This is a genomic window from Streptomyces sp. NPDC044064, from assembly GCF_056434245.1.
This window is the reverse complement of record NZ_JBWKFN010000016.1, coordinates 205,079-231,317: the sequence shown is the minus strand read 5'-3', so window position 1 is coordinate 231,317 and position 26,239 is coordinate 205,079. Positions and strand designations below refer to the sequence as shown.

Here is a 26,239-nt window from a genome sequence, read left to right as displayed (position 1 = left end):
CCGCACCCATTAGAAGTCCCGAACAGATCCGAAAGGCGGTGGGAGCTGTGCGGCTCTCACGAAGAGGCCTGCTGCGCGCGGGCCTGGCCCCCGCGGCCGCCACGGCGCTCGGCGGCCTGGCGTCCGGCTGTGCCGTTCCGACCGGCTCCACCGGCCGGAACATGGTCCTGTGGTACTGGGACGGCGGCCTCGGCGACACGGTCCTGAAGAGGGCCGAGGCACGCTACGCCGGCTCCGTCGACCTCCGCCCCGTCAAGATCGGCGGCTACTACCGGTCCAAGCTGATCACCACGATGGCCGGCCGCGCCCACATCCCCGACATCGCGGGACTCAAGGGCGAGGACATGGCGTCCTATCTGCCCGATGCCGACCAGTTCGTCGACCTGCGCACCCTCGGCGCCGAGAAGTACCGCGACCGGTACCTGTCCTGGAAGTGGGACCAGGGCCTGGCCGACGACGGCACGATGATCGGCTTCCCGATCGACTGCGGCCCGGTCGCGCACTACTACCAGTACGGGGTCTTCCGGAAGGCCGGGCTGCCGTACGAACCCGAGGACGTCTCCGGGGAGTTGAACACCTGGGACAGGTTCTTCGCGGCGGGCGAGCAGCTGCGCAGGCGGATCCCGGGTACGTATCTGCTCACCGACGTCAACGCCGTCTTCGAGAACGTGGTGCAGCAGGGCAGCAGGCGCTACGTGGACAAGGACCGCCACTTCATCGGCGACCAGGACCATGTCCGCAAGGCCTGGGCGCTGGCGGTGGAGGCGAAGCAGCGCAGGATCGTCTCGAACCTCGTCAACGGCACCCCGGACCAGCTCTCCGCCATCCAGGACGGCAGACTGCCGAGCCAGCTCAACGCCTCCTGGGCGACCAACGACCTCAAGAGCGGTGTCCCGAGGACCAAGGGCCGCTGGCGGGTGGCCCAGATGCCGGTGCGCCCCTCCAACAGCGGCGGCTCGTTCCTCTCCGTCACCAGGGCGTGCCGCGAGCCCGAGCAGGCCTTCCGGATCATCACGTGGATCCTGAACGCGGCCAACCAGGCCCAGGGCTTCGTCGACGCGGGTCTGTTCCCCTCCACGCCCGCCTCCTACGGACTCGGGCAACTGCGCGATCCCGACCCCTTCTTCGGCGGCCAGGTGACCATGGACGTCTTCGGACCCGCCGCCCAGCGGATCGCGGTCGCCCACAACAGCCCGTACGACGTCGCGCTCGGGCAGCCCCTCAAGGACGAGATCAAGAACGTCGGCGTCCTCGGCAAGGACCCGAAGAAGGCCTGGAGCGACGCCATGAGCAAGTGCCGGCGGATCGCGCGGCACCTGGGGGTGAGCCACTGATGACCACCGCACTGGACGAACCCCGGGTCACCGTGGAGCGGACGGCCGCACCGCAACCCCGCATGAGGCTGCGGGGGTACTGGCACCTGTATGCCGCGATCTCCCCGTTCTACCTCCTCTTCCTCGGCTTCGGCCTGATCCCGGTCGGCTTCTCGCTCTACGTCTCCTTCCACCGCTGGGACGGCCTCGGCTCCATGGAGTGGGCGGGCCTGTCCCAGTACCGGTACCTGCTGGGCGACAGCGACTTCTGGAGCTCGGTCGGGAACACCGTGCTCATCTGGGCGCTGGCCACCTTCCCGATGATCTTCCTGGCGATGGTGACGGCCGTGCTGCTCAACTCGGCGGTCCGCTTCAGGAACGCCTACCGGTTCGCCTACTTCCTGCCGAACGTCACCTCGGTCGTCGCCGTCGCGATCATCTTCGGCTCGGTGTTCTCCACCAACTTCGGCCTGGTGAACGCCCTGTTGCAGGCGGTCGGCCTGGACCAGGTGGCGTGGCTGAACACACCGTGGGGCATCAAGGTCGCCATCGCCACCCTGATGACCTGGCAGTGGACCGGCTACAACGCGATCATCTTCCTCGCGGGACTGCAGACGATCCCCGGCGAGCTGTACGAGGCGGCCCGGATGGACGGTGCCGGTCCCGTGCAGACCTTCTTCCGGATCACGCTGCCGATGATGCGGCCGGTGCTGCTGTTCGTGCTGGTCGTCTCGACGGTCACCGGGTTGCAGAGCTTCTCCGAACCGCAGGTGCTGCTGCAGACCACGGCCAACGACTCGACGTTCTCCGGCGGCCCGGGCCACGCCGGCCGGACCATGGTCCTCTACTTCTTCCAGCAGACCTTCGACAACAACGACTTCGGCTACGGCGCCGCCGTGGCCTGGGGGATCTTCCTCGTCGTCGTCCTCTTCTCGATCGTCAACTGGCGCCTGCTGCGGCGCCGGGGCGAAGAATAGGCGGGCCGGTCACCATGGCAACCATCAAGGGAACCCGCGGCAGAGGGATCGCGCTGCACGCCGTCCTTGTCCTCGGACTGCTCCTGTCGGCCTTCCCGTTCTACTGGGCCGTGATCATGTCGACGCACACGTCGAGCGAGATCTTCTCCTACCCGCCGAAGCTGCTGCCCGGCTCGCACTTCCTGCAGAACGTCCGCCACCTCTTCGACAGCGTCGACTTCTTCGGCTCGATGCTGAACTCACTGCTGGTCGCGGGTTCGGTGACCGCGCTGGTGCTCTTCTTCGACTCGCTCGCCGCGTTCGTGTTCGCCAAGTTCGAGTTCCCGGGCCGGCGGCTGCTGTTCGGGCTGCTGATGCTCATCTTCATGGTGCCGGCGCAGCTCTCCGCCATCCCGCAGTTCGTGATCATGGCGAAGCTCGGCTGGATCGGCTCGATGACCTCGCTGATCGTCCCCGCGGCCGCCAACGCGTTCGGCATCTTCTGGATGCGGCAGTACATGCGCGGCGCCATCCACGACGAGCTGCTGGACGCCTCCCGCATCGACGGCGCGAACTTCCTGCGCCAGTACTGGCACGTGGCCCTTCCGGTGGTCCGGCCCGGGCTGGCCTTCCTCGGCATCTTCACCTTCATGGGCCAGTGGAACGACTACGCCTGGCCGCTGATCGCCCTCACCGACCCCGGCAACGTCACACTCCAGGTGGCCCTCTCCCAGCTCAACGGCACCCACGGCACGACGGACTACGGCATGGTGATGACGGGCGCGCTGCTGGCCCTCGTCCCCCTGCTGATCGTCTTCGCGGCCGGCGCCCGGCAGATCATCGGGGACCTGGGCAAGGGGGCCATCCGCTGATGGACCCGCTGCTGGGGCTGCGTCCCTGGGAGGCGCCCGAGGTGACCTCCTGGGGGCGGCTGCCGATGCACGCGGTCGGCCGTCGACGGGACGCGGTGTCCCTGGACGGTGAGTGGCGCTTCCAGTTGATGCCGGCGCCGGAGGCTGCGGTGCGGGGTACGTGGTCGACGGCGTACGTGCCGGGCGTCTGGACCATGCAGGACACGGACGACCTTCCGCAGTACACGAACGTCCTCATGCCGTACGCGGAATTCCCGCCAGGGTCGCCCGCGGACAATCCGACCGGCGTCCACGAGCGGGCGGTGGACATCCCGGCCGACTGGTCGGGCCGTCGTGTCGTCCTCCAGGTCGGCGCCGCCGAGAGCGTGCTGCTGGTGCATGTGGACGGGCATCCGGTCGGCATCTCGAAGGACTCCCACCTGGCCGCCGAGTTCGACCTGTCGGGTGTCGTACGCGCCGGGGAGCCGTCCGTCGTACGGCTGACCGTGGTGAAGTGGTCGGACGCCTCGCACATCGAGGACCAGGACCAGTGGTGGCACGGCGGGATCACCCGGTCGGTGCTGCTGTACGCGACGGATCCGCTGCACCTCGCGGATGTGACCGTCCGGGCGAGGTTCGACGGCGCACTGCGGGTGGACTGCCGGGTACGGGACGCAGGCGGTGCCGCGCTGCCCGAAGGGTGGTTCGTCGGCGCGGAGCTGGACGGGCAGCCGCTCCCCCAGGACGCGGAGTTCGACCGGGCCAACGCCGAGGACGAGCGGATCTCCGACTTCCTGGGCGAGGCGCGCATCAGTGCCGTCGTCCCCGAGGTCCGCACCTGGACCGCCGAGACCCCCGAGCTGTACGGCCTCACCGTCCGGCTGCACCGCGCCGACGGCACGGTCGCCGACGTCTCCCGCCACCGCGTCGGCTTCCGGGACGTCGAGGTCGTCGGGCGGGACCTGCTGGTCAACGGCGAGCGCGTGTTCGTCCGGGGCGTGAACCGGCACGACTTCCACCCGCTGACCGGGCGGACGGTGTCGTACGACGACATGCGCGCGGATCTCGTGCTGCTCAAGCGGTTCGGCTTCAACGCGGTCCGCACCTCGCACTACCCGAACGACCCGGCCCTGTACGACCTCGCGGACGAGCTGGGCCTCTACCTCGTCGACGAGGCCGACGTCGAGTCGCACGACCACGCGCACGAGATCGCCGACGATCCGCGCTATCTGAACGCCTTCGTGGACCGGGTCTCGCGGATGGTGCTGCGAGACAAGAACCACCCGTCGGTCATCATCTGGTCCCTGGGCAACGAGTCCGACTACGGCGCGAACCACGACGCGGCGGCCGGCTGGGTGCGGCGGCACGACCCGACCCGGCCCCTGCAGTACGAGGGCGCCGCCAAGCGCGGCTGGGCGGATCCGGACGTGGCCTCCGACATCGCCTGCCCGATGTACGCGCCGATCGAGGACTGTGTCGCACACGCCCTGTCCGGGGAGCAGACCAAGCCGCTGATCCAGTGCGAGTACTCGCACGCGATGGGCAACAGCAACGGCACGCTCGCGGACCACTGGGCGGCCATCGAGTCAACGCCGGGTCTTCAGGGCGGCTTCATCTGGGAGTTCTGGGACCACGGAATTCTGCAGCGCGTGAGCGACGGAAGACCGGCCGGGCGCACGGGCGCCGGGCTCCATGACAACGGTGTCGCGGCGCCCGGCCATCGCTGGGCGTACGGCGGCGACTTCGGCGAGACCCGCCACGACGGTGCCTTCATCGCCGACGGGGTCGTCTTCCCGGACCGCACGCCCAAGCCGGTGATGTACGAGCACCGTGAGCTGGCGGCCCCGGTCCGCATCCGGTGCTACCGGCACGAGGGGATCGTCCTCGCCAACCATCAGCACTTCCGCGGCCTGAACTGGCTTGCGGCCACCTGGGAACTGTCGCTGGCCGACGGCCGCGTCCTGACCGCCCCGGCCCGGCTGCCCGACCTCCGGCCGGGCGAGACGGCTGCCGTGCCGCTGCCCTTCGCGCTGCCCCGGGACGGCGGCGAGGCGTGGCTGACCCTGCGGGTGACGACGGCCGAGGACGAGCCGTGGGCGCCGCGCGGCACGGAGGTGTGCGCACCGCAGGTACGGCTGCGGGCGGCCGCCGTACCGCAGTCGCGGCCGGCCGTGGCCGGGCCGCCGGTGGCGGTGGACGACGACGGGCTGCTGACGCATCCCATGCTGACGGCCGCGCCGGTGCTGTCCCTGTGGCGGGCGCCCACCGACAACGACGAGCTGGGCGGCGCCGCCCGCCGCTGGCGCACCTGGGGTCTGGACGCGCTGGTCCGCAAGGTCGTCTCGGTGCGCCGCGCGGGCGGGACGGTGACGGTGCTCGCCGAGTACGCGGGGACGGCCGGTGTCGTACGGCACCGGCAGGAGTTCACGCCGGTCGAGGGTGGCATCCGAGTGGCCGAATCGGCGGAACTGCCCGCCGAGTTCGACGATGTGGCCCGGGTCGGCTCGGTGTTCGAGACGGTGCCGGGGCTGGATCTGCTGGAGTGGTTCGGCCAGGGTCCCTGGGAGTCGTACCCGGACCGCTCGGCGGGCGCACCGGTGGGCCATCACGCGCTGCCGGTGAACGAGTTGTTCACGCCGTATCTGCGCCCGCAGGAGAGCGGCGGCCGGCACGGGGTGCGGCGGTTCACGCTGTCGGCTGCGGACGCCACCGGACTCGGGGTCGAGCTGGACGAGCCGCGGCAGGTGTCCGTGACGCGCTATCGCGCCGAGGATCTGACGTCCGCCGCCCACCATGACGAACTGATGCCGCGCCCGGGCTGCGTGGTGCACCTCGACGCCGCGCACCGGGGCCTCGGCACCGCGTCCTGCGGCCCCGACACCACCGCCCCCTACCTCGTTCCCGCCGGGGTCCACCGCTGGAGCTGGACCCTGCGCGTTCTCTGACTCCCCCACGCCTCCTCTCCCCCGTCACCTCTCACGGAGCACACGTGTGTACTTCGCATGACCACCCCCAGGACGAGGCCGCGCAGGCCGGAGCCGGACGACGCGGCTTCCTCCGGGCCACGGCGCTGCTCGGCGCCGCCGCCACGGCCGGGCTCGCCCTGCCGGCCGCCGCCGAGGCGGCGCCCCGGCCGGCCTCCCACCGGCGGCCCGACCCGGAGAGCCGCCGCTTCACGCTCGCGGTGATGCCGGACACGCAGTACCTGTTCGACGGACCGAGCATCAACCCCGCGCCCGTCGAGGCCTCCCTGCGCTATCTGCTGGAGCACGGCCGGGACGAGAACATCGTCTTCCTGTCCCACCTCGGCGACCTCACCCAGAACGGCGCCGAGGACGAATTCGCCGCGATCGGGGAGGCGTTCGGGATCCTCGACCGGCGGGGCGTCGGCTACAGCGTCCTCGCCGGCAACCACGACGTCCGGTCCTCGACGGACGACCAGCGCGGTGCGACGCCGTACCTGGATGCCTTCGGGCCGCAGCGCTTCCAGGACACGGAGACGTTCGGCGGGGCCTCGCCCGACGGCTACAACACCTACCACCTCTTCCGGGCCGGCGGCCGGGAGTGGATGGTGCTGGCGCTGGACTGGCGGCTGTCGGCGGCGGGGTACGCCTGGGCGAAGGAGGTCCTCGCCCGGCACCCGAAGACGCCGGTCGTCCTCACCACGCACGAGCTGGTCGCCGAGGACGACACCCTGTCGGGCTACGGGCAGCAGCTGTGGGACCGGCTGATCGAGGACCACGACCAGATCTTCCTGACCCTGAACGGCCACTACTGGCCCGCGGGCCGCGCGATCCGGAAGAACGCGGCCGGCAACGAGGTGCACCTGCATCTGACGAACTACCAGAACCGCTACTTCGGCGGCGCCGCGATGATCCGTCTCTACCGCTTCGACCTGGACCGCGGCGTGATCGACGTGGAGACGGTCTCCCCGTGGATCCTGGGCCGGGCGGCAAAGGGACTCAACGAGCTGGAGCGGCAGGAGATCGAGCTGAGCGGCGACGCGGACCGCTTCTCGGTCGAGATCGACTTCGCCGAGCGGTTCGCCGGCTTCGACCCGGTGCCGGTCCGCCGGGCCCGGCCCGCCTCGGAGATGCTGATTCGGGGCACGCTCGCCTACTGGCACTTCGAGTCGCCTGTCTCCGGAACCGTCCGTGACCTGTCCGGCCGCGGCAACGACCTCACCGTGGTCCCGGTGGGCGGCGGCTCGCTCGGCTGGTCCGCCGACCACCACCCCGACCAGCCCGGCCACGGCAGCCTGGAGTTCCAGGGGTACAAGTCCCCGCTGAAGGGCGCCTACCTGCGCACGGTCGACGGCGCCCCGCTCAACTCGGCCACCTTCAGGAACGGTTACACGATCGAGGTGTTCTACCGCCTGCCCGCGGACTGGGACCCCGGGCACAACGCCTGGTCGGGCCTGGTCAGCCGCACCGGCCGCAACGGCTCCGCCGGTCCGGTCACGGACGATCCCGACGAGCCGCTCGCCACGCTGTCGATCTCCGACGGGCCGGGCCCGCAGTGGGCGGTCCATCCGCTCAACCAGCAGCAGCTCGCCACCAACTGGGGGGACGAGACCGCCCGCGAGAAGTGGTGGCACCTGGCCGTGGTCAACGACGGACGGCACACGACGATGTACGTCCAGGGCTGCCCCGTGGCCCGCAACCCGCACGCCGCCGCCGTCGGCATCGCCTCGGCCGGGCTGCCCTGGCTGCTCGGCGGCTACGAGTACGCCGACCGGATCGACCAGATCCTGCATGGCCGCCTCGGCGATGTCCGCATCGTCGAACGGGCGCTGCCCGTCACCTCCTTCATGACCCACTGACGACTTCGCGGAGGACCTTGACGATCATGACCGAGCAGCAGCTGCCCGCCTGGGCCGACCCGTCCGTGTCCGCCGCATCCCTCGACGCGCAGGGCGTGTCGAGACGCGGACTCCTGCGCCGTGCCGGCCTGTTCGGCGCCGCGTTCGCCCTCGGCCCGGCCGCGACGCCCGCCTTCGCCGCCTCCCGCAGGGAGGGCTTCGGCGGCGACGACCCGCACCTCGCCTACCTCGTGGGCGACCACCACGTCCATTCCGTCTACAGCCACGACGCCAAGTACACGTTCTCGCAGCAGGCCCAGGCCGCCGCCCGGTACGGCCTGGACTGGATGGTGTTCAACGAGCACGCCAACTTCGGGCACGCCCGCTACGGCGCCGCGCTGGAACACCAGGAGATCCTCAAGGCCCGCGCCGAGAACCCGCGTCAGCTGATCTTCCAGGGACTGGAGTGGTACATCCCGGCCGCGGAGCACTGCACGGTCTTCGCCGCCCCCGGCCCCCACGAGGCCGACCTGCTCACCCGGTTCGAGCTGGCCTACGACGGCAAGCTGCTCGGCTACACCGACGGCGCCCCGGGCAGCGCCGACACCGCCCGCAACGAGGCCCATGCCGTCAAGGCCATCCAGTGGCTGGCCGAGCAGCGCCGCACCGGCTACGTCGACGACGTCCTGGTCCTCGCCAACCACCCGCTGCGCCTCGGCATCGACTCCCCGCACGAGATGCGCAACTGGCGGGACGCGGCCCCCGAGATCATGATCGGCATGGAGGGCGCGCCCGGCGCCCAGGGCGCTGCCATCCCCGGCCGGCGCGGCTCGACGTCGATCCGCGGCGAGTACGAGAACAAGCCGTCCGCCAACTCCTTCGCCGGCTACCCGGCGGACGCCTACCTCACGTACGGCGGCTTCGACTGGGCGACCGCGACGGTCGGCGGCCTGTGGGACTCGATGCTGGCCGAGGGCCGGCTGTTCTCGATCACCACCAACTCCGACAACCACCGGACCGTCTTCGACACCTGGAAGAACGGCGACTGGCAGCCCGGCCAGAACTTCGACAACACCGGCAGGCTGCCCGACCCCGTCGACACGGACACTCCGCAGCCCGGCAGCGACTTCTGGCCGGGAGAGTTCAGCCGCACCCATGTCGGTGTGACCCGCTACGGCTACCGTGCCGTGATGGCGGGCCTGCGCGCGGGCCGCGTCTGGCTGGACCACGGGCAGCTGCTCGACGGGCTCGACGTGCGGCTGAAGCGGGACTGCGACTTCGGGCGGGGCGTCACGCTGGGCGGACGGCTGCGCGTCCGCAGGGGTGAGAAGATCACGCTGTATGTGACGGTGACCACCGCCTCCCGGGCCAACCCGCAGGGCATCCTGCCCGAGTTGGCGCACGTGGACGTGATCCGGGGCGCGGTGCGCGGCCCCCTCGCCGACCGCGACAGCTGGCAGGCGCCCGACACCAAGGTCGTCCGGAGCAAGGACGTCAGCGGTCGCAACGGCACGTACACCCTGCGCATCCCGCTGACCGCGGGCGACGAGTCCTTCTACGTGCGCCTGCGCGGCAGCGACGGCAACCGGCACGGCGCGGGATACCTCGGCGCGGCGATCGACCCGCACGGGCCGATCACCCACGAGCCCGGAAACGGTGACCCGTGGGCCGATACGTGGTTCTATTCCAACCCCATCTTCGTCGACGTGGCAGGAGTCTGATGAGACGCCATCTCCTCACCCTCACCGCCTTATTGGGCACGCTGGCCCTCGGCGCCCCGAGCGCCTCCGCCGCCGAGGGCCCCCAGTGGACGCACACCGGGACGTCGTACACCGACACCCTCGGCGGCGGTCAGGGGCTCGCGAGCCGGGCGGACGGTTCACTGCTGCACCGCGGTCTGCTGGACATCCCGCTGGACCTGCGGATCAAGGGCTGGAACCACGTGGGCGACCCGGACATCGCGCGCGGCTACGTCTTCGACGCCTACCAGGGCGCCGACACGGCCACGTCGAAGATGTACGCGGTCACCACGCCCTCCGGGAGGCGGTACGACTATGTGCACCGGCTGGATCCCGGCGAGAAGGTGAACAACTCCTTCGCCACCGTCTCGCCCGACGGCCAGTGGCTGGTGTCGGGCGAGTGGGGCGACCAGAACCGGCTCCAGGTGTTCCCGGCGCCCCTGCTCAACCCGGCCACGCCGGCCACCGGCGGCTCGCTGGCGCAGGCCGGGCAGATCAGCCTGGACAAGCCGGTACGGGACATCCAGGGCTGTGACTTCGTCACCGCCACCCGGCTCGCGTGCGCCTCGGACGACGCCTCCGGCACGCTCTTCCCGCAGAGCAGGCCGCTGCTCCGGGTCGACCTGCCGCACCCGCTGGACGGCAAGCCGGTCACCGGCACGGTGACCAGTCTCTTCGGGCTGGAGCAGAAGAGCGTGTGCACCGGCACGTTCGAGGCGGAGGGCGTCGACTACGACCCGGGCAGCGGCACGCTGCGGGCCGAGGTGATCCCGCCGGGCGTGTGCGCGATCGCGACGACCGTGTACGCGTACCGGCAGCAGTAGGCGCTCACGCGTAGAAACGGGAGAGACTCTGCAGGACGGCGGCGGGCTTCCCGCCGCCGTCGATCTCCACCGTGCCGTCGACGGCGATCTGCACCCCGCCCGGCACCTCCTCGACGGCGGCGAGCCGCGCGGCGAGCCGGATGCGCGAGCCCGCCTTCACCGGGGCGGGGAAACGCACTTTGTTCAGCCCGTAGTTGACCTTCGTGGTCACCCCCTGGACGTCCAGCAGCTCGGTGAAGAGCGGGATGAACAGGGAGAGGGTGAGATAGCCGTGGGCGATCGGGGCACCGAACGGGCCCTTCCCGGCGCGTTCGCGGTCCACGTGGATCCACTGATGGTCGCCAGTGGCGTCGGCGAAGGTGTCGATGCGTTCCTGGGTGACTTCGATCCACTCGCTGGTGCCGAGGTCGCTGCCGGCCAGCTTCTTCAGCTCGTCCAGACCGTTGACGGTGACGCTCATGAGGTGCCTCTTCCTTGCGGGAGCCGGTGACCGAAGTGCTCGCGCACCCGGGACTTGAGCAGCTTTCCGGAGGCGGTGCGCGGGAGTTCGTCCGCGACCACCAGCGATTTGGGGATCTTGTACTTGGCGAGCCGGCCGGCCAGCGAGGCCAGCGCCTCGTCCGGGTCGAGGTCCACGCCCGCCTCGGGGACGACGACCGCGCGGGGCACCTCGCCCCACCTGTCGTCCGGGACACCGATGACCGCGCACTCCGCGATGCCGGGGTGGGCGAGCAGCAGGTCCTCGATCTCGGCGGGATAGACGTTCTCCCCACCCGAGATGATCATGTCCTTCACGCGGTCGACGATGTACACGTAGCCGTCCGCGTCGACACGGGCCACGTCCCCGCTGCGGAACCACCCCTCGGCGAAGGAGGCGGCCGACTCCTCGGGCAGTCCCCAGTAGCCGGACATGACGTGCGGCCCGCGTACGACGACCTCGCCGCTCTCGCCCACGTCCACCGGAGTGAGGTCGGGCCGCACGACCCGGACGTCGCTGAAGAAATGCGGCACGCCCGCCGAGCCGGCCTTGCTCACCGCGTGTTCGGCGTCCAGGAACAGGGCGCCGGGCGCGGCCTCGGTCATGCCGTAGCCCTGCAGGAAGGTGAGGCCGCGTCTTTGGTAGGCGGCGATGAGCGGCGTCGGGACCGGTGAACCGCCGCAGGTGAGGAGCCTGAGCGAGGACAGGTCGGCGGCCGGCCAGCGAGGGTGCCGGGCGATCTGGTCGAACATGGTCGGCACGCCGAACATGAAGGTGATCCGGTGCTGTTCGACCAGGTCGAAGGTGGCCTGCGGGTCGAAGGACTCCACCAGGACGCAGGTGCCGCCCTTCAGCAGGACCGGCAGGGTCAGCATGTTCAGGCCGGCCGTGTGGAACAGCGGGGCCGAGACCAGGGCGCGTTCGTCGGCGGTCAGGTCGGTGTCCACCAGGACGTTGATGGCGTTCCAGGCGAGGTTGCCATGGGTGAGCACCGCCCCCTTGGGCCGGCCGGTCGTCCCCGAGGTGTACATGATGATGCAGATGTCGTCGGGAGTGACCGGTTCGTCGACCGGCTCGTCGTCCGCCGACGCCAGGAACTCCTCGTACACGGAGCCCACTTCGACGTACGTCCGGACCTCGGGGGCGTCGGGCAGTGCGCTGCGGGCGGGTGCGTGGACGAGAATCCGGGCGCCGGAGTCGGCCAGCTGGTAGGTGAGTTCGGGGCCGGAGAGGCGGGTGTTGAGCGGGACGAAGACGGCGCCGAGCAGGCCGGCCGCGAACAGGGTCTCCAGATGGGCGGGGTGGTTGGGGCCGAGGTAGGCGACGCGATCGCCGCGGCGGACGCCCCGGGCACGCAGGGCCCGGGCCAGCCGGGTGGTGCGGGTGTGCAGTGTGCGGTAGTCGGTCGACTTGTCACCGTGCACCAGCGCGGTGCGGTGCGGGGTCTTGCGGGCCCGGCGTGCGGGCCACGACCCCAGTCCCTCGTTGCGCATCCGGCACCCCCTACGAATCCGTCAGGCCGAGCAGGCGGGCGGCGTTCTCCTTGAGGATCTTCGGCCTGACCTCGTCCTTGACGGGCAGCCCGGCGAAGTCGGCGAGCCAGCGGTCCGGGGTGAGGACGGGGAAGTCCGAGCCGAACAGGACCTTGTCCTTCAGCAGCGTGTTGGCGTACTGCACCAGCTGCGGCGGGAAGTACTTGGGCGACCAGCCGGACAGGTCGATGTGCACGCCCGGCTTGTGGGTGGCGACGGCCAGGGCCTCGTCCTGCCAGGGGAACGAGGGATGCGCCAGGATGATCTTCAGATGCGGGAAGTCGGCGGCGACGTCGTCCACGTGCAGGGGGTTGGAGTACTTCAGGCGGATACCGCCCCCGCCGGGCACGCCCGCGCCGATTCCGGTCTGGCCGGTGTGGAACAGGGCGATGGCGCCGGTCTCCTCGATCACCTCGTACAACGCGTACGCGACATCGCGGTCGTTGGGGAAGAAGCCCTGGATGCCGGGATGGAACTTGAAGCCCTTCACCCCGTACTCCTCCACCAGCCGCCGGGCCTGCCGTACGCCGGCCTTCCCGCGGAAGGGGTCGACGGAGGCGAAGGGGATCAGGACGTCCGCGTTGGCCGCGGCCGCCTCCGCCACCTCCTCGTTCGGGACGGGCGCGGTGCCGGTGGCGGACTCGGCGTCCACCGTGAAGACCACCGCGGCCATCCTCCGCTCTCGGTAGTACGCGGCCGTCTCCTCCAGGGTGGGCTTCCGCGTGCCCTCGACCTTGAAGTAGGCGGAGGAGGCGGCATGCAGATCGTCGTCGAGGGAGGAGTGCCCCTTCGAGGACACCTCCGCGTGGGTGTGGACGTCGATCGCGACCAGGTCCTCGATGTCCATCACGCCTCCGGAACCTTCGGGGCGGGGATGCCGACGGTCTGGAGTTCGGCGCCCACCGACGTGTGCCAGGCGCCGGCCAGTGCCTCGGGGGTCCAGCCGCCGTCCGTGCAGGCCGTCCGGATCTCCTGCGGGTGCGACCACAGCGCCACCCTGTCGCCGCCGATACCGATGGCCTGGCCGGTGATGCCGCGAGCCGCCTCGGAGGCGAGGAAAGGCACGAGGGCCGCGCAGTCCTCCGGGGTGCCGAAGCCCTCGCCCTTGCGCAGGAAGTCCGGCAGTGGCTCGCCGTCCCGCATCGCCTCGACATAGGGGGCGAAGGCCGGGATCGTCTCGGTCATCGCGGTCGCGGCGACCGGCACGATCGCGTTGACGGTGATCTGCGCGCGGGCCAGCTCCATCGACCAGGTACGGGCCATGGCGGCGATGCCTGCCTTGGCGGCGGCGTAGTTGGTCTGCCCGAAGTTGCCGCGCTGCCCGGCCGGGGAGCCGACCAGGATCAGGGTGCCGCCCTCGCCCTGCTCGCGCATGCGGACGGCGGCGGCGCGGGCGCAGGTGAAGGTGCCCCTGAGATGGGTGGTGACCACGGCGTCGAAGTCCTCGTCGGTCATCTTCCACAGCACCTTGTCGCGCAGGATGCCGGCGTTGGTGACGAGGACGTCGAGCCGGCCGAACGCCGCGACCGCGCGGGCGACCAGCCGGTCGGCGGCTTCGGCGGTGCCGACCGGAACCACCTCGGCCACGGCGGTGCCGCCGGCCTCGGCGATGGACTTCACCGCCTGTTCGGCCACGGCCTCGTCGACGTCGTTGACGACCACCGAGGCACCACGGGCGGCGAGGGCTTGGGCGTAGGCGAGGCCGAGGCCCCGGCCGCTGCCGGTGACGACGGCGGCCTTGCCGGTGAGATCGATGGGGGGCACGTGCGGGTCCTTTCGGACGGGAACGGCTCGGGAGGCGGACGGACTGGTCCGCGAGATCGAAGCTAAGAGCAATAATTGTTGTCGTCAATAGTTGTTGCCGTCCTGCGCATACGGCATGCTGGGGTCCACCCAGCCGAGAAGACCGAGACCAGGGGGCCCGCCATCACCCGTCGGCACACCAAGAACCCGAGCCCGATCGACGCGGACGAGCCGTGGATGCGTGGGCTGCACGCGGACACGGGCTATCTCCTGTACCGCCTCGGCCTGCGCTCCGGTCAGATGTTCAACTCCTTCCTCCAGGAGTCCGGGCTGCGGCTGCGGCACTACGCGGTGCTGCGCTTCCTCGCCACCTCCGAGGGCGCGCTCCAGCGCGCGCTGAGCACCCGGCTCGGCTACGACCCGAGCGCGATCGTGGGCCTGGTCGACGACCTGGAGAAACTGGGCTTCGCCGAGCGCCGCCCCTCCCCCGACGACCGGCGCAGCAGGATCGTCGTACTGACCGAGAATGGCCGCAGGTTCCTGCGCGACACCGACGAGGCGGGCCTGAGGGTCACGAACGACCTACTGGCCCCGCTCGACACTGCGGAGCGCGAGACGCTGCACGCGTTGCTCCTGCGGGTCGCCGACCAGCCATGACGCGGCATCGGAACGTGCGGTTGGCTCACTGACTGGGGCGCTCGACCTCAGCCCTCCCCAGGAGTTCCGCGAAGGGTGTCTGCGCCATTGAGCCACGCACATCTTCGAGCCCATACCTATCAATGGCATCTCTGTTCGCGTGGATGTCGTTCGAGTCGTAGCCTTTATCTTTCCCCGGTGACGCCACATCCACATAAAGGGTCGGCATCTCGCGATCCTCAACCCGCCACAGCGTCAGGCGTTGCCGACCTCGAGTCAGATTGAGAATCTCATCACTGTTCGAGATGGAGGATTGGTATCTGAAATATTCACCGGGAGGCCCCTTGGGATCTTTGTCTGTATGGAACTCCTTGAGCCGCCGGACAGAATCCCCCGAACGCTCATAATTAGCGCCCAGTCTCACCCTGTCCCTCCTGATCACGTAAACCTCGGTCTGGGCCTTGACTGCATCATATGTAGACTTTTCAGGGTTCTTGATTTCCGCGACCACATCCTGCGCAACTTCTTCCCCTGGATTCAACGCTCGCCCCACTGGCGTGACGAACTCGCCGGAGTTGATCAAATTTTCCTTTACACTCTCACTTCCGCCCTGAATCCAGAAGATACTGCCGAGGATATAGACGGAGATCTTGCCGGAATTCTTTACGTAGAGATGAACCGGCAGATACATCACCGTCCCCTCCCTGTTCATGCTCGGCATCTCGAATTCGGCTCCACTCTGCACCAGCGGATCTGTCGTGTAGGGGACATAGACTTGCGAATACGTCAAGTTGGCGATCGCGAGGAGGGCGGATGCGATCGCCCCGATCGCAATCCGCCTTGGATTTCGAATTCCTTTCCATGCCTGACCGCGGACGAGTATCCACAGAGCCCATGCAGACCAGGACACAAGGGCTATCCAATACATAAGGTGAATGTCGATCACCCGACCGTGGATCTGCAGAACGAGTAGCAACAAGCCGACACTGAAGGCGACCAGGACACCGAACAGAATGACCGCCCCCGAGTATTTCATTTTCCGCTTGCGCCAATAGTCGAGAGTGGTTATGGCGGCAGTTAATTCCGCGACGGCCAGGAAAATAAAAATCGCCCCTGTGATTCGTCCGGCATAGGTCAGTGAATTGGTGGAATCCACTACGCCGATCCTGAGGAGCAGATATTCTGCCGCCATAAGGCCGGCTGCCATGAGGGCGCCGATCGTTCGCCGCCGCCACGGGCGATCCGGCCAGACAGTTCCGTCACCGCCGAGCCAGTCGATGTCGTACCCGGATGCCAGACCGGCGCGGCGCAAAAGTCTTTGCAGCTCCCTCGGGCACTGCACCCTGTCTACGGCCTTACCGTCGATCATGACTTTCCGCAGGCCGAGGTCATCCGGTGGCCCGACGGTCACCACGGGTGTGTTCGCCATGACATCAGCCTGCTGCTCGTACCCGGTGAGTGCACCTCTGGAGCGCCTCCCGTGTCATGACGCGGGCATATCCATCACCCGATTGGAGTAATGGGGCGCGCGCCTCGCATCGTGCGGGGCGAACCTGGCCATGACCTGTCACTCGCCCGTACAGGAGCTCCTCATGCGTACACGACTTCTCGGGTTCGCCGCCGCCGTGATACTCGCTGTTCTTGGCGCCACGGGCCCTGTTGCCCAGGCTGCCGTATCCGGTGTCGACGGGCACAAGTGCATGAGCAACGGCGGAAAGGTGAAGTACGACTCCGGTACCGGTCTGTGGACCTGCATCGGCGGCAAGTACGACGGCGAGCCCATCTCCTGACAGGGCCGGTCCCGCGAACACCTCGAACCCTCGCCGTCATCGGCGAAGTCCCCGTGCCGTGGGGCTGCGGCACGGGGATGTTCACGGGCGGGTGAACTCCGCCGCGGGGATCAGCAGTTGCCCTTCGTCTCCTTTCCGGCGAACCGGTCGCCGAGCCAGGACACGACATCGCCGACCGCCTGGGCGTCGCCGGTGAGGTGGTCACCGACGTACGGCGTCCACTGGGTGGTGATCCCGGCGGCGCAGTAGGCGCGGCGGGTCTCACTCGCCATCTGCGCCGGGATCACCTCGTCCAGCAGGCCGCGGTACTGCAGCACCGGGAAGCCGATCTCGTAGCGGGCGCCCGAGCCCGGGGTGCCGACCCCGGCGCCCAGTTTGTTGGCCGCGACGGCGTCGCCCCAGGTGGCGCCGTCGGAGCCGTGCAGGGCGTAGATCTGGTCGAGCGTCAGCCCGTCCTTGGTGTACTGCTCGATCCGCGCGCCCGGGAAGCGGCTCACGGTACCGACCGCGCACAGCGACTCGGCGTCCTTGACGGCCTTGTGCCCGCTGTCGTTGAGAAGGCCGTCGAACGGCATGTCGGGATGGGTGACGGACAGACCGATGAACGCGTCCATCAGGAACCCGGCGAAGAACTGTCCGTCGAGGTTGCTCGCCACCTGCTTGAGGTCGGCGGGGATCCCGCCGGAGGCCGAGCCGACGACGTGCAGTCCGGGGGCGTACGACCGGGCGAGCTGAGCCGCCCACAGGCTGCCGGAGCCGCCCTCCGAGTAGCCCCAGATCCCGACCTTGGCATCGGGGCTCACCCCGGCGCCCGGCACCCGGGAGGCCGCGCGGGCCATGTCCAGGGTGGCGTGACCGGCCTCGATCCCGGAGGCGTAGGGGTGGACCTGGCCGTCCATGTAGCCCTGGCCGTCCGTCGCGGCGACGGCGTAACCGGCGTTGAGCAGCGCCGCGATGTTCGGTCCCTCGTAGGCGTCCTGGTACTGGCCCGCGAGCTGCTTGGAGAACGCGCACTGCGGTCCGATGCCGAGCGTGCCCGGCACGAACGCGACCAGCGGCCGCTCGCCCGGTCCGGTCCACGGCTTCTGCGGTACGACGACGGTGCCGACGACGGAGACCGGCCGGCCCCGCCCGTCGGTGGAGCCGTACTGCACCTTCCAGGCGTTCAGCGGCGGGCCGCCGATCACCATGGGCAGCGAGTCGACCTTGCGGCAGGCGACGACGGCGCCCGGTGCGGCGGTGGGGCTGTCCGGGGGCCGGTAGAGGTCGGCGTCGGCGGCGGAGCACGCCTCCGGCGTCCCGGCCGCCGCGGTCACCGCCGGCATCGCCAGCAGTCCGCCGAGCAGGCCGGCGGCGGCGAGCAGTGCGGCTCTTCTCGGCAACGGCTTCCTAGGCCTTGGGGAGTTCACGTCACAGCGTCCCTTCTGTGGGGTGAAGAGCTACGTGAAGCTGAGTAGGCCGAGAGGTTACGGAGGCGTAGGTAAGCGCTGATAGTTAAAGGACGACGAACCGGCGGGGGCAGGGCTGTGCGCCGTTGACTAGCGCGGCCGGAGGGCCGATCGGCTCCTCGGGCAACCGCAGGCGGGCCGGATGTCGTCCTCCTGATCACCATGCCCACTACAAATCCGGCCGGCTTCCCGGCGTCCCCGATCAGCCAGTTGCTCGACTTCACCTGGACCCAGACCCGGGCCTGCGCCTTCGCCATCGCCCTGCTGTCCGGAGTGGCGGCATCGACCCTGCTGCCACCGCTGCCGGTGGCCCGCTACGACCTGCTCGCCTGCTATGGCGTGCTTCTCACGCTGCTGTTCTGGCGGCGCGGCTGGGAGAGCGGACGCGATGTCGCCGTCATCGCCGCCTGCCATGTCATCGGTCTCGCCTTCGAGCTGGTGAAGGTCTCGCTCGGCTCGTGGAGCTACCCGGAACCGGCCGTGCTGAAGTTCGCGGGCGTCCCGCTGTACGGGGGCTTCCTCTACGCGGCCGTCGGCAGTTACATCTGCCGAGCCTGGCACCTGTTCGACCTGGAAGTGGTCCGCTACCGGCCGCGGGCGACGGCCCTGGTGGCCGCCGCCGTCTACGTCAACTTCTTCAGCCACCACTGGCTGCCCGACGTCCGCTGGCCCCTGGCGGCCCTCCTCGTGGCCGTCACCGCGGGCACCACCGTGCACTTCACGGTGCGCGGGACACGGCGCCGCATGCCGCTCGCGCTGTCCTTCACCCTGATCGGGTTCTTCCTGTGGCTGGCGGAGAACCTCGCCACCTATGTGGGCGCGTGGCGCTACCCGTACCAGCTGCACGGCTGGCAGCCCGTCGACGTCGGCAAGTTCGGCGCTTGGTCCCTGCTCATCAGCGTCACGTTCGTCCTCGCGGCGTTCGGCCGGTCCAGGGCCTCCTCTGCACCTCGCTGACCGCCGTTGTCCCCGGGCTCCCCTGGCAGGGGGGAAGCCCGGGGCCGGTTCTCGGCATGTGATCGAGTCGGGGCCCCAGGCGAGGCAGCCGTCCGGTCAGCCGGACAGGCCGGCCAGCAACCGTCGGTCCCGGGGGGCCGGTTTGCGGTCGAGGCGGGCGTCCAGGAGGCGGCGGGCGGCGTCGCTGCGGCCCGCTGCCACGAGGGCGTACAGCAGTGTCTCCTCGACGACCTCCCGCTGGGCCGCGCTGCCGCCGACGCTGCGCAGCACGGGCAGCAGCGCGTCCAGGCCACGGGCCGCCTCCACGAAGCGTTCCTCGACGAGCGCGGCCAGCGCCTCGCACAGCGGCGCGACGACCTCGCGTTGCACCTGGTCCGCCCCCAGCGCGTGGTCGCGCAGCCGGCGCAGGGCGGGCAGATCCCCGGCGGCGGTGCGGGCGACCGCGACATGCAGTGCGGTGAACGCGGTCGCCGGCCGCTCCAGCACCTCCAGCTCGACCGACTCCAGCACGTCGGCCGTGGGCAGTTCGCCCCGCCAGCTGTCGCTCAGCCTCGCCCGCCACAGCAGTGATCCCGAGTCGACCAGGGCCCGCATTCCGGTCACCCGGCCGGGTGCGAGCTGCGCGAACCAGCGCCTGCGGACCGCAGCCGGGTCGTCGAGGGCGAGTTCGTGCAGCGCGATGTGCCAGGAGAAGTGCGCCCGGTGGACCGCGCCCCGGCCCCGGCCCGACACCCAGCGGTCCAGCCAGTCACGTCCGGCCTCGTGCGCGCCCGACTCGTAGTGCACGTGCGCCAGGGCGTGCACGGCGTGCCCGGAGGCGGGCTCGACGGCCAGCGCCCGGTGCGCCAGCTCGCCCGCCTCGTACAGTCGGCCCTCCTCCTGGCGCAGGAAGGCGAGCAGCGAGGTGTGGAACCAGTGCCCGTCGTACGCCGGCGACGTCAGTTCGAGCAGACCGAGCGCGTCGTCGTCGTGCAGATCGCTGACCCCGGAGAAGGCGATGGTGGGCACGGCGGCGGCCAGCGCGAGCGCGTCGGCGGGGTAGGTCCTCAGGTGCCGTACCAGCGCCTCGTCCCCGTCGTCGCCGGTGATCCGGCGCGTGACCACGTCCACGAAGGACCGCTCGCGCGTGTCGGCCCGCTCGCGTGCGCAGCGCTGTGCGTCGGCGAGGGCGCGGGGTACGTCGACGGCGGCCCCGCACTCGTGGCCCAGCAGGGCGAGGGCCGCGTGGCCGAGGGCGAAGCCGGGGTCGAGGGCCACCGCGCGGGCGAAGCCCTGCGGAGCTCCCGAGCGGACCTTGAGGACCCGGTCGAGCCCGCCGCGGTAGGCGGCGGCCGCCTCGGCGTGGGTGGTCAGGGCGAGGCCGTGCCCGTCGACGGGTCGGCGGGTCGTTCGGCGCCTCGGGGCGAGCGGGGCCAGCAGCTGCTGGGCCAGCTCGACTGCCTGGACACGGATTTCGGGCATCGCGGTGGTCTCCCACAGCTCGCCCCGGCGTGGGGCGCCCAGCGTGAACAGCGGGAGCCCGGCACCGCCCCGTGCGTCCAGGAGGCGGCCGTCCCGGGTCGCGGCGCCCATGCCGAGCGGGCCGGGAACCGCCGCCCCGGACGCGAACAGCCCACGCCACAGCGGGTCGTCGAGGCCCCGCCCCGGGCCGGTGCAGTCGACCACCCAGCCCACGTGCAGCGTGCGGCCGCCCGAGAGCTCGACGGCGAGCGCTGCGCCGTCGGACCCCGCCACCCGCACGACCGTGCCCGCGTGGACCTGGAGGCGGCGCGCGGTGCGGGCCCGGGAGACGTGCTCGGCGGTGGCGGGGGCCATGCGGTGGCGGTGGGTGTTCCACAGGGCGCCCTCGCGGGCGAGGAAGTCCTCCCGCTCCTCGGGGGTGAGGCTGCGCCACAGTCGCGTGGTGTGGGGGCGGAGGCTGTCGAGGCCGGGGCGCCAGTCGCCGTGGGTGCGGACCGAGCGGCTGAGGTGCCGGTAGACGGCACGGCGCAGCCGGCCCAGCGATGTGTCGTGCAGTTCCTGGGGCGCGGGCATCACGGCGGCCGGGCCGAGCGCGTGCGGCTGGGGCAGCAGGCCGTTGCGGGAGAGGGCGTGGAGGGTGCGGCCGGGGCGGTCGAGGGTCAGCGCGAGGTCGACGGCGGTCAGGCCGGTGCCGACGAGCAGCACGTCGTCGCTGCCGTCCCGGGCGCCGTCCGGGGCGCCCGACAGGGCCCCGTCCAGCGCGCCCGGCGCCCACGGCGCGCCGACGAAGCGCGCCGAGGCGCGCAGCGCCGGCGGCGCCCATGCGGCGGTCGCGGCGGCGGGGCCGGTGGCAAGGACGGCGGCGTCGGCGGTCAGGTGTCCCCCGTCGGCGAGGCTCAGCTCCACCCTGCCGTCGGGGGTGCCGGTACAGCCCTCCGCCCGGGTGCGCAGCCGGCGTACGGCGACCGTGCCGTGGGCGCGGACGATCGCCTGGCCGAGGGTGTCGGCGAGGTAGGCGCCGTAGCGGTAGCGGGTGGCGTAGTCGGCGCCGGTGACCTCGGGTTCGCCGTGCCGGCACAGCCAGCGGGTGAAGTGGCCCGGGTCGTCGGGGTAGGCGCTCATGTTGCCGGCGGGCACGTTCAGGCGGTGGCGTGGGTCGCGGGTGGCGTAGGCGGTGCCTCGGCCCGCCTCGGGGGCCGCGTCGATCAGGACGACGTCGAGGGGAGTCCGGCGGCGGGTCGCCGTCTCGCAGAGCTGGACGGCGGTCAGGGCGCCTGCCGCGCCGGCTCCGACAATGGCCACGGTGTGCCGCTTACGGACGTCGGTCACGGATACCTCCGGCGGGTCGGTGAAACTTTTTCTTCACTCTTCCGATCGGGTCGGGGCCCCCACAACCACGACTTCCAGCCGTCTCGGCGTGTCTTCATCCGAATCTCAGGGAGCACCCCGCGGATTCAAAGGGCCGGCCCAGACAGCCGGCGCAGGATGCCCACGCACGGACAGACAACTCAGGAAGGCGTGTCGTGGGCGTCTCGCACATATCGAACCGGTCCGGACAGCGGTCGCGCGGGTGCTCCCGGCGCGGGATCCTCGCCGCTCTCGGAGCGGTGCCGGCCGCCGCCCTGGCGGGCTGCAGCTCCTCCGCGGGTGCCTCGGCGGCCGCGGACGGCAAGGGGGCCACGGCGTCCGCGCGGGCCGCGACGACGAAGAGGGCGACCATCGCCGTCACGCCCGCGGCCGGCGCGAAGAAGGCGGACTTCACCAGCCCCGTCGAGGTCACCGTCACCGACGGCACGCTGGCCTCCGTCCACGTCACCGGCAACGACGGCTCCACCCTGGAGGGCACTCTCAACTCGGCCGGAACCAAGTGGACTTCGGCCCGAAATCCCTACTCGGGCACGAAGTACACGGTGACGGCCGAGGCGGCGGGCGCCGCCGAGGAGACCGTGTCGTCGTTCACCACCAGGCCGCCCGGCGCCACGTTCGTCGGCCGCTTCACGCCCGAGGCGGGCTCCACCTCGGGCGTCGGCATGCCGGTGTCGGTCGACTTCACGCACGCCGTCGCCGACCGGGCCGCCGTCCAGAGGGCGATCACGGTGACCGCCGAACCGGCCGTCGAGGTGGTGGGACACTGGTTCGGCGACACCCGGCTGGACTTCCGCCCGGAGACCTACTGGACCCCCGGCACGAAGATCACCCTCAGTCTGCGGCTGAAGGACGTCGAGGGCGCGGACGGCGTCTACGGCATCCAGCACAAGGACGTCACCTTCCACATCGGCCGCGAGCAGATCAGCACGGTCGACCTCGCGACGAAGACGATGACGGTCAGCCGGGACGGGAAGACCGCCGCCGCCTACCCGGTCACCGGTGGCGACTCGGGCCACACCACCTGGTCCGGGATCATGGTGATCAGCGAGCGGTTCAAGCAGACGCGGATGGAGTCGTCCACGGTCGGCCTCGGCGACGAGTACGACATCCCGGACGTGCCGCACGCGCAGCGGCTCACCACCTCCGGCACCTTCGTGCACGGCAACTACTGGGCGTCCACCGCGGTGTTCGGGCACCAGAACGCCAGTCACGGCTGCATCGGCCTGCACGACACCAAGGGGGCGGGCGACAGCTCCATGGCCGGCTACGAGTTCTACGAGAGTTCGATGCTCGGCGACGTCGTGATCGTGAAGAACTCCGGGGAGAGGACGGTGGACCCGGCCAACGGACTCAACGGGTGGAACCTGTCGTGGGCCGACTGGAAGGCGGGCAGCGCGGTCTGAGTCGGTCTGGGTGCCTTCATGGGGTGAACTCCCGTGCGGCAAAAGGAGTTTCTCTGCTTTAACTCTTGACGGCCGCAGGGTCGGGGAGCACATTGGCGGCACCTTGAGAGCGCTCTCAAGCCATCATGGGAGCGCTCTCACAGGTCTCCCGCACTCCCCTCCGTACCCGAGAGGCCCCCCTCATGAGCGATTCCTCCGGCATACCCAGACCCCGGGCGTTCCGCCGCGCGCTCGTCGCCGTGGCCGCCACGCTCGGTCTGGCAGCCGCCGTGGCGACGGCGGCCACCGCACCCGCCAGCGCCTCGGCCCCGACTCCCCCGTCGGGCTGGACGCAGGTCTTCCTCGACGACTTCAACGGCTCGGCCGGCTCCGGCGTCAACACCTCCAACTGGCAGTACGACACCGGGACTTCATACCCTGGCGGCGCGGCGAACTGGGGCACGGGCGAGGTCGAGACGATGACCTCCAGCACCAACAACGTCTCGCTGGACGGCAACGGCAACCTGCTCATCACCCCGCGCCGTGACGCGTCCGGCAACTGGACGTCCGGGCGCATCGAGACGACCCGTACCGACTTCCAGCCACCGGCCGGCGGCAAACTGCGCGTGCAGGCCCGTATCCAGATGCCCGATGTCACCGGCGCGGCCGCCAAGGGCTACTGGCCGGCGTTCTGGATGCTGGGCGCGCCCTACCGCGGCAACTACCAGAACTGGCCGAGCGTCGGCGAACTGGACATCATGGAGAACGTCCAGGGCCTGAACACCGACTGGGCCACGATGCACTGCGGCACCAACCCGGGCGGCCCCTGCAACGAGACCTCCGGCATCGGCAACTCCACCTCCTGCACCGGCAGCACCTGTCAGGCGGGCTTCCACACCTACGCGATGGAGTGGGACCGCTCGACCAGCCCCGAGGAGATCCGTTTCTACCTCGACGGCGTCAACTTCCACACGGTCAAGGCCAACCAGGTCGACGCGGCGACCTGGGCCAACGCCACCGACCACGGCTTCTTCGTCATCCTGAACGTGGCGATGGGCGGCGGGTTCCCGGCCGCATTCGGCGGCGGCCCGGACAGCGGCACCGAGCCGAACCACCCGATGGCCGTGGACTACGTACAGGTTCTCCAGGCCACGGGCGGCGGGACCACTCCCCCGCCCTCCGGCAACCGGGACGCCTACACGGCGATCCAGGCCGAGTCGTACGACAGCCAGTCCGGCGTGAGTTCCGAGGCCACCACGGACTCCGGCGGCGGCCAGGACATCGGCTCGCTCGCGAACGGCGACTGGGCCCTCTACAAGGGCGTCAACTTCGGCTCCACCGGGGCCACCCAGTTCTACGGGCGGGTGGCGAGCGGTGCCGGGTCCGGGGTGAGCGGCCTGGTCGAGGTGCGCCTCGACAGCCGCAGCAACGCCCCCATCGGCAGCTTCGCCCTGTCCAACACCGGGGGCTGGCAGAACTGGCGGACGATCCCGGCGAACATCACCTCGGTGACCGGCACGCACGACGTCTATCTCACCTTCACCAGCGGCCAGCCGTCCGACTTCGTGAACGTGAACTGGTTCGACTTCGGCCACTGACAAGGGTGCTGACGCCGCCCCGCGAGCAGGACCGGTGAGCCGAAGCGCGATAGCTGTCACAGGGGCGGGCATGTTGTCACCGGGATCTGTTCCGGCGGCGGCAGGCTCGCCGCGCATACCAACCCAGAGTGCAAGCGAAAGGCGCGCACCCGGCGGACCGCGATCCGTCAAACGCGCGCCTATGTGACGCCCTGTCAGTTCTGCGTCAGCTTCTCAGTAATGTGGCCACGGGCACCGGGACCGTTCAACTCAGTTGCCCTTGAAGACGATCAAGGTCAGATTCGCCCCGTAAGTGGGTGTGCACGCGCCTCGGTAGAAGTCCCACTCGCGTCCCGCGGCGTCCTTCACGTATCCCGTGTAGCTGCCCGAGCACACCTTCCAGGAACCCGTGATGTTCATCCAGCCTTGGTTGGCGCTTCCACCGTCCCAGACGTAGCAGTAGTGGCCGGTCGAGCCGTTCGATTTGATGTAGGCGACGTCGACGACGGACGACAGGTTGCACGTGGAGTTCACGACCGTGGCGCTGGCCGGGGTCGCAGCGAGGACGCCGGCCGTGGTGAGGCCGGCCGCGATGGCTCCGGCTGCCAGCTTTCGGGCGAGATTCATGTAGTTCCCCCTGAGGATGCGTGCTGGGTGAGTGGTCTCCCATGCGAGCAGTACCGCCGAGAGGCGTGCGAGCCCCCGTGACGCGCTTTATGCATGACGGCTCGTTACGGGGTCGTTGTGCAAGATCGAGGCTAGGAGCTGCTGTCCTAGATCCGTCCTAGGTCCGTCCTTGCGCACGCTGTTCACAGGAGCGCATGTGACAAGTCGAGTGCCTTGTCGGTGACAACCAGACTGCTTCGACCGGTCCGAATCGCCAGCTCATCCCTCTCCGCTGGTGACAACTACGGTGCTTTGGCTCAACCGGCGCGGCCGGCACATCCGGCCCGGTCCGGGAGCGGGTTCACGCGCTCCCGGACCGGGCCGATGCGCGCGTGGCGGGGCTGCGAGGATGGGTGCGTGGTGACGGACGCGGAGTGGGAGCGGATCCGGCGGAGCCTTCGCTTCGGGCAGGCCTTCCGGGGCACCGTCGTGAAGGTGCCCAGGCCGGGGTCGATCGGGATCTTCGTGGACATCGGCCTGGCCGTCGGAGGCTTCGTGGACGGCCTGCTGCTCCCGGAGCGGGAAGAGCTCTGGCCCACCGAAGGCGCGGTCGCCGATTTCGAGATCTGGTGGGCGGACAGCCGGCAGCAGATCCGGCTGAAGCCCTCCGATCCGCGCCACCTGCGGAGCGACTTCGCGGAGTACACCGCACGCTTCAGGCCCGGCTGGACGTCCGACATCGGCCGGCCGGTACTGGCCGGCTGATCGGTACTCGCC

At 70.3% G+C, this 26,239-nt stretch carries 21 protein-coding genes; 13 read left to right on the top strand and 8 right to left on the bottom strand.

What is annotated here, in order from left to right; genetic code table 11:
* Positions 1–47 precede the first annotated feature (47 nt).
* Genes AC07DS_RS26115 through AC07DS_RS26085 form a run of 7 tightly spaced genes read left to right on the top strand, consistent with a single transcriptional unit; the run spans position 48 to position 10,484 of the window.
* Positions 48–1,334: an ABC transporter substrate-binding protein gene (locus AC07DS_RS26115; RefSeq protein WP_479148987.1), complete on the top strand. Its 1,287-nt coding sequence runs from the start codon at positions 48–50 to the stop codon at positions 1,332–1,334.
* The gene (locus AC07DS_RS26110; RefSeq protein ID WP_479148985.1) at positions 1,334–2,290 is read left to right on the top strand and encodes a carbohydrate ABC transporter permease; all 957 of its coding nucleotides are present in this window, start codon (positions 1,334–1,336) and stop codon (positions 2,288–2,290) included. The genes AC07DS_RS26115 and AC07DS_RS26110 overlap by 1 nt, the downstream gene beginning before the upstream one ends.
* Positions 2,291–2,304: 14 nt before the next feature.
* Positions 2,305–3,141, top strand: coding sequence for a carbohydrate ABC transporter permease (locus tag AC07DS_RS26105; protein ID WP_479148983.1), 837 nt, complete (start codon positions 2,305–2,307; stop codon positions 3,139–3,141).
* Entirely contained in the window at positions 3,141–6,065 is a 2,925-nt protein-coding gene (locus AC07DS_RS26100; RefSeq protein WP_479148981.1) for a glycoside hydrolase family 2 TIM barrel-domain containing protein, read from the top strand. The genes AC07DS_RS26105 and AC07DS_RS26100 overlap by 1 nt, the downstream gene beginning before the upstream one ends.
* A gap of 44 nt (positions 6,066–6,109) precedes the next feature.
* The gene (locus AC07DS_RS26095) at positions 6,110–7,942 is read left to right on the top strand and encodes a LamG-like jellyroll fold domain-containing protein (protein ID WP_479148979.1); all 1,833 of its coding nucleotides are present in this window, start codon (positions 6,110–6,112) and stop codon (positions 7,940–7,942) included.
* A 26-nt stretch (positions 7,943–7,968) separates the two neighbouring features.
* On the top strand, positions 7,969–9,642 hold the full coding sequence (locus AC07DS_RS26090; RefSeq protein ID WP_479148977.1) for a PHP domain-containing protein: 1,674 nt from the start codon (positions 7,969–7,971) through the stop codon (positions 9,640–9,642).
* The gene (locus tag AC07DS_RS26085; RefSeq protein ID WP_479148976.1) at positions 9,642–10,484 is read left to right on the top strand and encodes a hypothetical protein; all 843 of its coding nucleotides are present in this window, start codon (positions 9,642–9,644) and stop codon (positions 10,482–10,484) included. Before AC07DS_RS26090 ends, AC07DS_RS26085 begins: the two co-directional genes overlap by 1 nt.
* Positions 10,485–10,488: 4 nt before the next feature.
* On the opposite strand, the gene AC07DS_RS26080 is transcribed toward AC07DS_RS26085, so the two are convergent.
* From AC07DS_RS26080 to AC07DS_RS26065, 4 genes are read right to left on the bottom strand one after another with little or no spacing between them, the layout of a single operon-like run.
* Entirely contained in the window at positions 10,489–10,944 is a 456-nt protein-coding gene (locus tag AC07DS_RS26080; RefSeq protein ID WP_479148975.1) for a MaoC family dehydratase, read from the bottom strand.
* The gene (menE, locus tag AC07DS_RS26075) at positions 10,941–12,455 is read right to left on the bottom strand and encodes an o-succinylbenzoate--CoA ligase (RefSeq protein ID WP_479148973.1); all 1,515 of its coding nucleotides are present in this window, start codon (positions 12,453–12,455) and stop codon (positions 10,941–10,943) included. The genes AC07DS_RS26080 and menE overlap by 4 nt, the downstream gene beginning before the upstream one ends.
* Before the next feature lie 10 nt (positions 12,456–12,465).
* Positions 12,466–13,341 carry an amidohydrolase family protein gene (locus AC07DS_RS26070; RefSeq protein WP_479149008.1) on the bottom strand — a complete coding sequence of 292 codons (876 nt, stop codon included), beginning with the start codon at positions 13,339–13,341 and terminating at the stop codon, positions 12,466–12,468.
* Positions 13,341–14,258: an SDR family NAD(P)-dependent oxidoreductase gene (locus tag AC07DS_RS26065; RefSeq protein WP_479148971.1), complete on the bottom strand. Its 918-nt coding sequence runs from the start codon at positions 14,256–14,258 to the stop codon at positions 13,341–13,343. Before AC07DS_RS26065 ends, AC07DS_RS26070 begins: the two co-directional genes overlap by 1 nt.
* A gap of 216 nt (positions 14,259–14,474) precedes the next feature.
* Here AC07DS_RS26065 and AC07DS_RS26060 point away from each other — a divergent pair, with 216 nt between their 5' ends.
* Positions 14,475–14,894 carry a MarR family winged helix-turn-helix transcriptional regulator gene (locus AC07DS_RS26060; protein ID WP_479148970.1) on the top strand — a complete coding sequence of 140 codons (420 nt, stop codon included), beginning with the start codon at positions 14,475–14,477 and terminating at the stop codon, positions 14,892–14,894.
* Positions 14,895–14,919: 25 nt separating this feature from the next.
* Here the strand turns inward: AC07DS_RS26060 and AC07DS_RS26055 are convergent, their stop codons facing one another.
* Complete coding sequence (locus tag AC07DS_RS26055) at positions 14,920–16,302, bottom strand: hypothetical protein (RefSeq protein ID WP_479148968.1); 1,383 nt, start codon at positions 16,300–16,302, stop codon at positions 14,920–14,922.
* A 163-nt stretch (positions 16,303–16,465) separates the two neighbouring features.
* On the opposite strand from AC07DS_RS26055, the gene AC07DS_RS26050 reads away from it, so the two are divergent.
* A complete protein-coding gene (locus tag AC07DS_RS26050) occupies positions 16,466–16,663 on the top strand; it encodes a hypothetical protein (RefSeq protein ID WP_479148967.1) in 198 nt (65 codons plus the stop codon).
* A gap of 110 nt (positions 16,664–16,773) precedes the next feature.
* Here AC07DS_RS26050 and AC07DS_RS26045 read toward each other — a convergent pair whose 3' ends face one another.
* Positions 16,774–18,045: a lipase family protein gene (locus tag AC07DS_RS26045; RefSeq protein WP_479148966.1), complete on the bottom strand. Its 1,272-nt coding sequence runs from the start codon at positions 18,043–18,045 to the stop codon at positions 16,774–16,776.
* 228 nt (positions 18,046–18,273) lie between these two features.
* On the opposite strand from AC07DS_RS26045, the gene AC07DS_RS26040 reads away from it, so the two are divergent.
* Entirely contained in the window at positions 18,274–19,068 is a 795-nt protein-coding gene (locus AC07DS_RS26040; RefSeq protein WP_479148965.1) for a DUF817 domain-containing protein, read from the top strand.
* Positions 19,069–19,164: 96 nt separating this feature from the next.
* Here the strand turns inward: AC07DS_RS26040 and AC07DS_RS26035 are convergent, their stop codons facing one another.
* Entirely contained in the window at positions 19,165–21,858 is a 2,694-nt protein-coding gene (locus tag AC07DS_RS26035) for an FAD/NAD(P)-binding protein (protein ID WP_479148963.1), read from the bottom strand.
* 194 nt (positions 21,859–22,052) lie between these two features.
* Between AC07DS_RS26035 and AC07DS_RS26030 the strand changes: the two genes are divergently transcribed.
* Together AC07DS_RS26030 and AC07DS_RS26025 are read left to right on the top strand one after the other, a co-directional pair.
* The gene (locus AC07DS_RS26030) at positions 22,053–23,300 is read left to right on the top strand and encodes a L,D-transpeptidase (protein WP_479148961.1); all 1,248 of its coding nucleotides are present in this window, start codon (positions 22,053–22,055) and stop codon (positions 23,298–23,300) included.
* Positions 23,301–23,482: 182 nt separating this feature from the next.
* The gene (locus AC07DS_RS26025) at positions 23,483–24,877 is read left to right on the top strand and encodes a glycoside hydrolase family 16 protein (protein WP_479148959.1); all 1,395 of its coding nucleotides are present in this window, start codon (positions 23,483–23,485) and stop codon (positions 24,875–24,877) included.
* A gap of 249 nt (positions 24,878–25,126) precedes the next feature.
* Here AC07DS_RS26025 and AC07DS_RS26020 read toward each other — a convergent pair whose 3' ends face one another.
* On the bottom strand, positions 25,127–25,483 hold the full coding sequence (locus AC07DS_RS26020; protein ID WP_479148957.1) for a hypothetical protein: 357 nt from the start codon (positions 25,481–25,483) through the stop codon (positions 25,127–25,129).
* A 396-nt stretch (positions 25,484–25,879) separates the two neighbouring features.
* Here AC07DS_RS26020 and AC07DS_RS26015 point away from each other — a divergent pair, with 396 nt between their 5' ends.
* Entirely contained in the window at positions 25,880–26,227 is a 348-nt protein-coding gene (locus AC07DS_RS26015) for a hypothetical protein (protein ID WP_479148955.1), read from the top strand.
* Positions 26,228–26,239 lie beyond the last annotated feature (12 nt).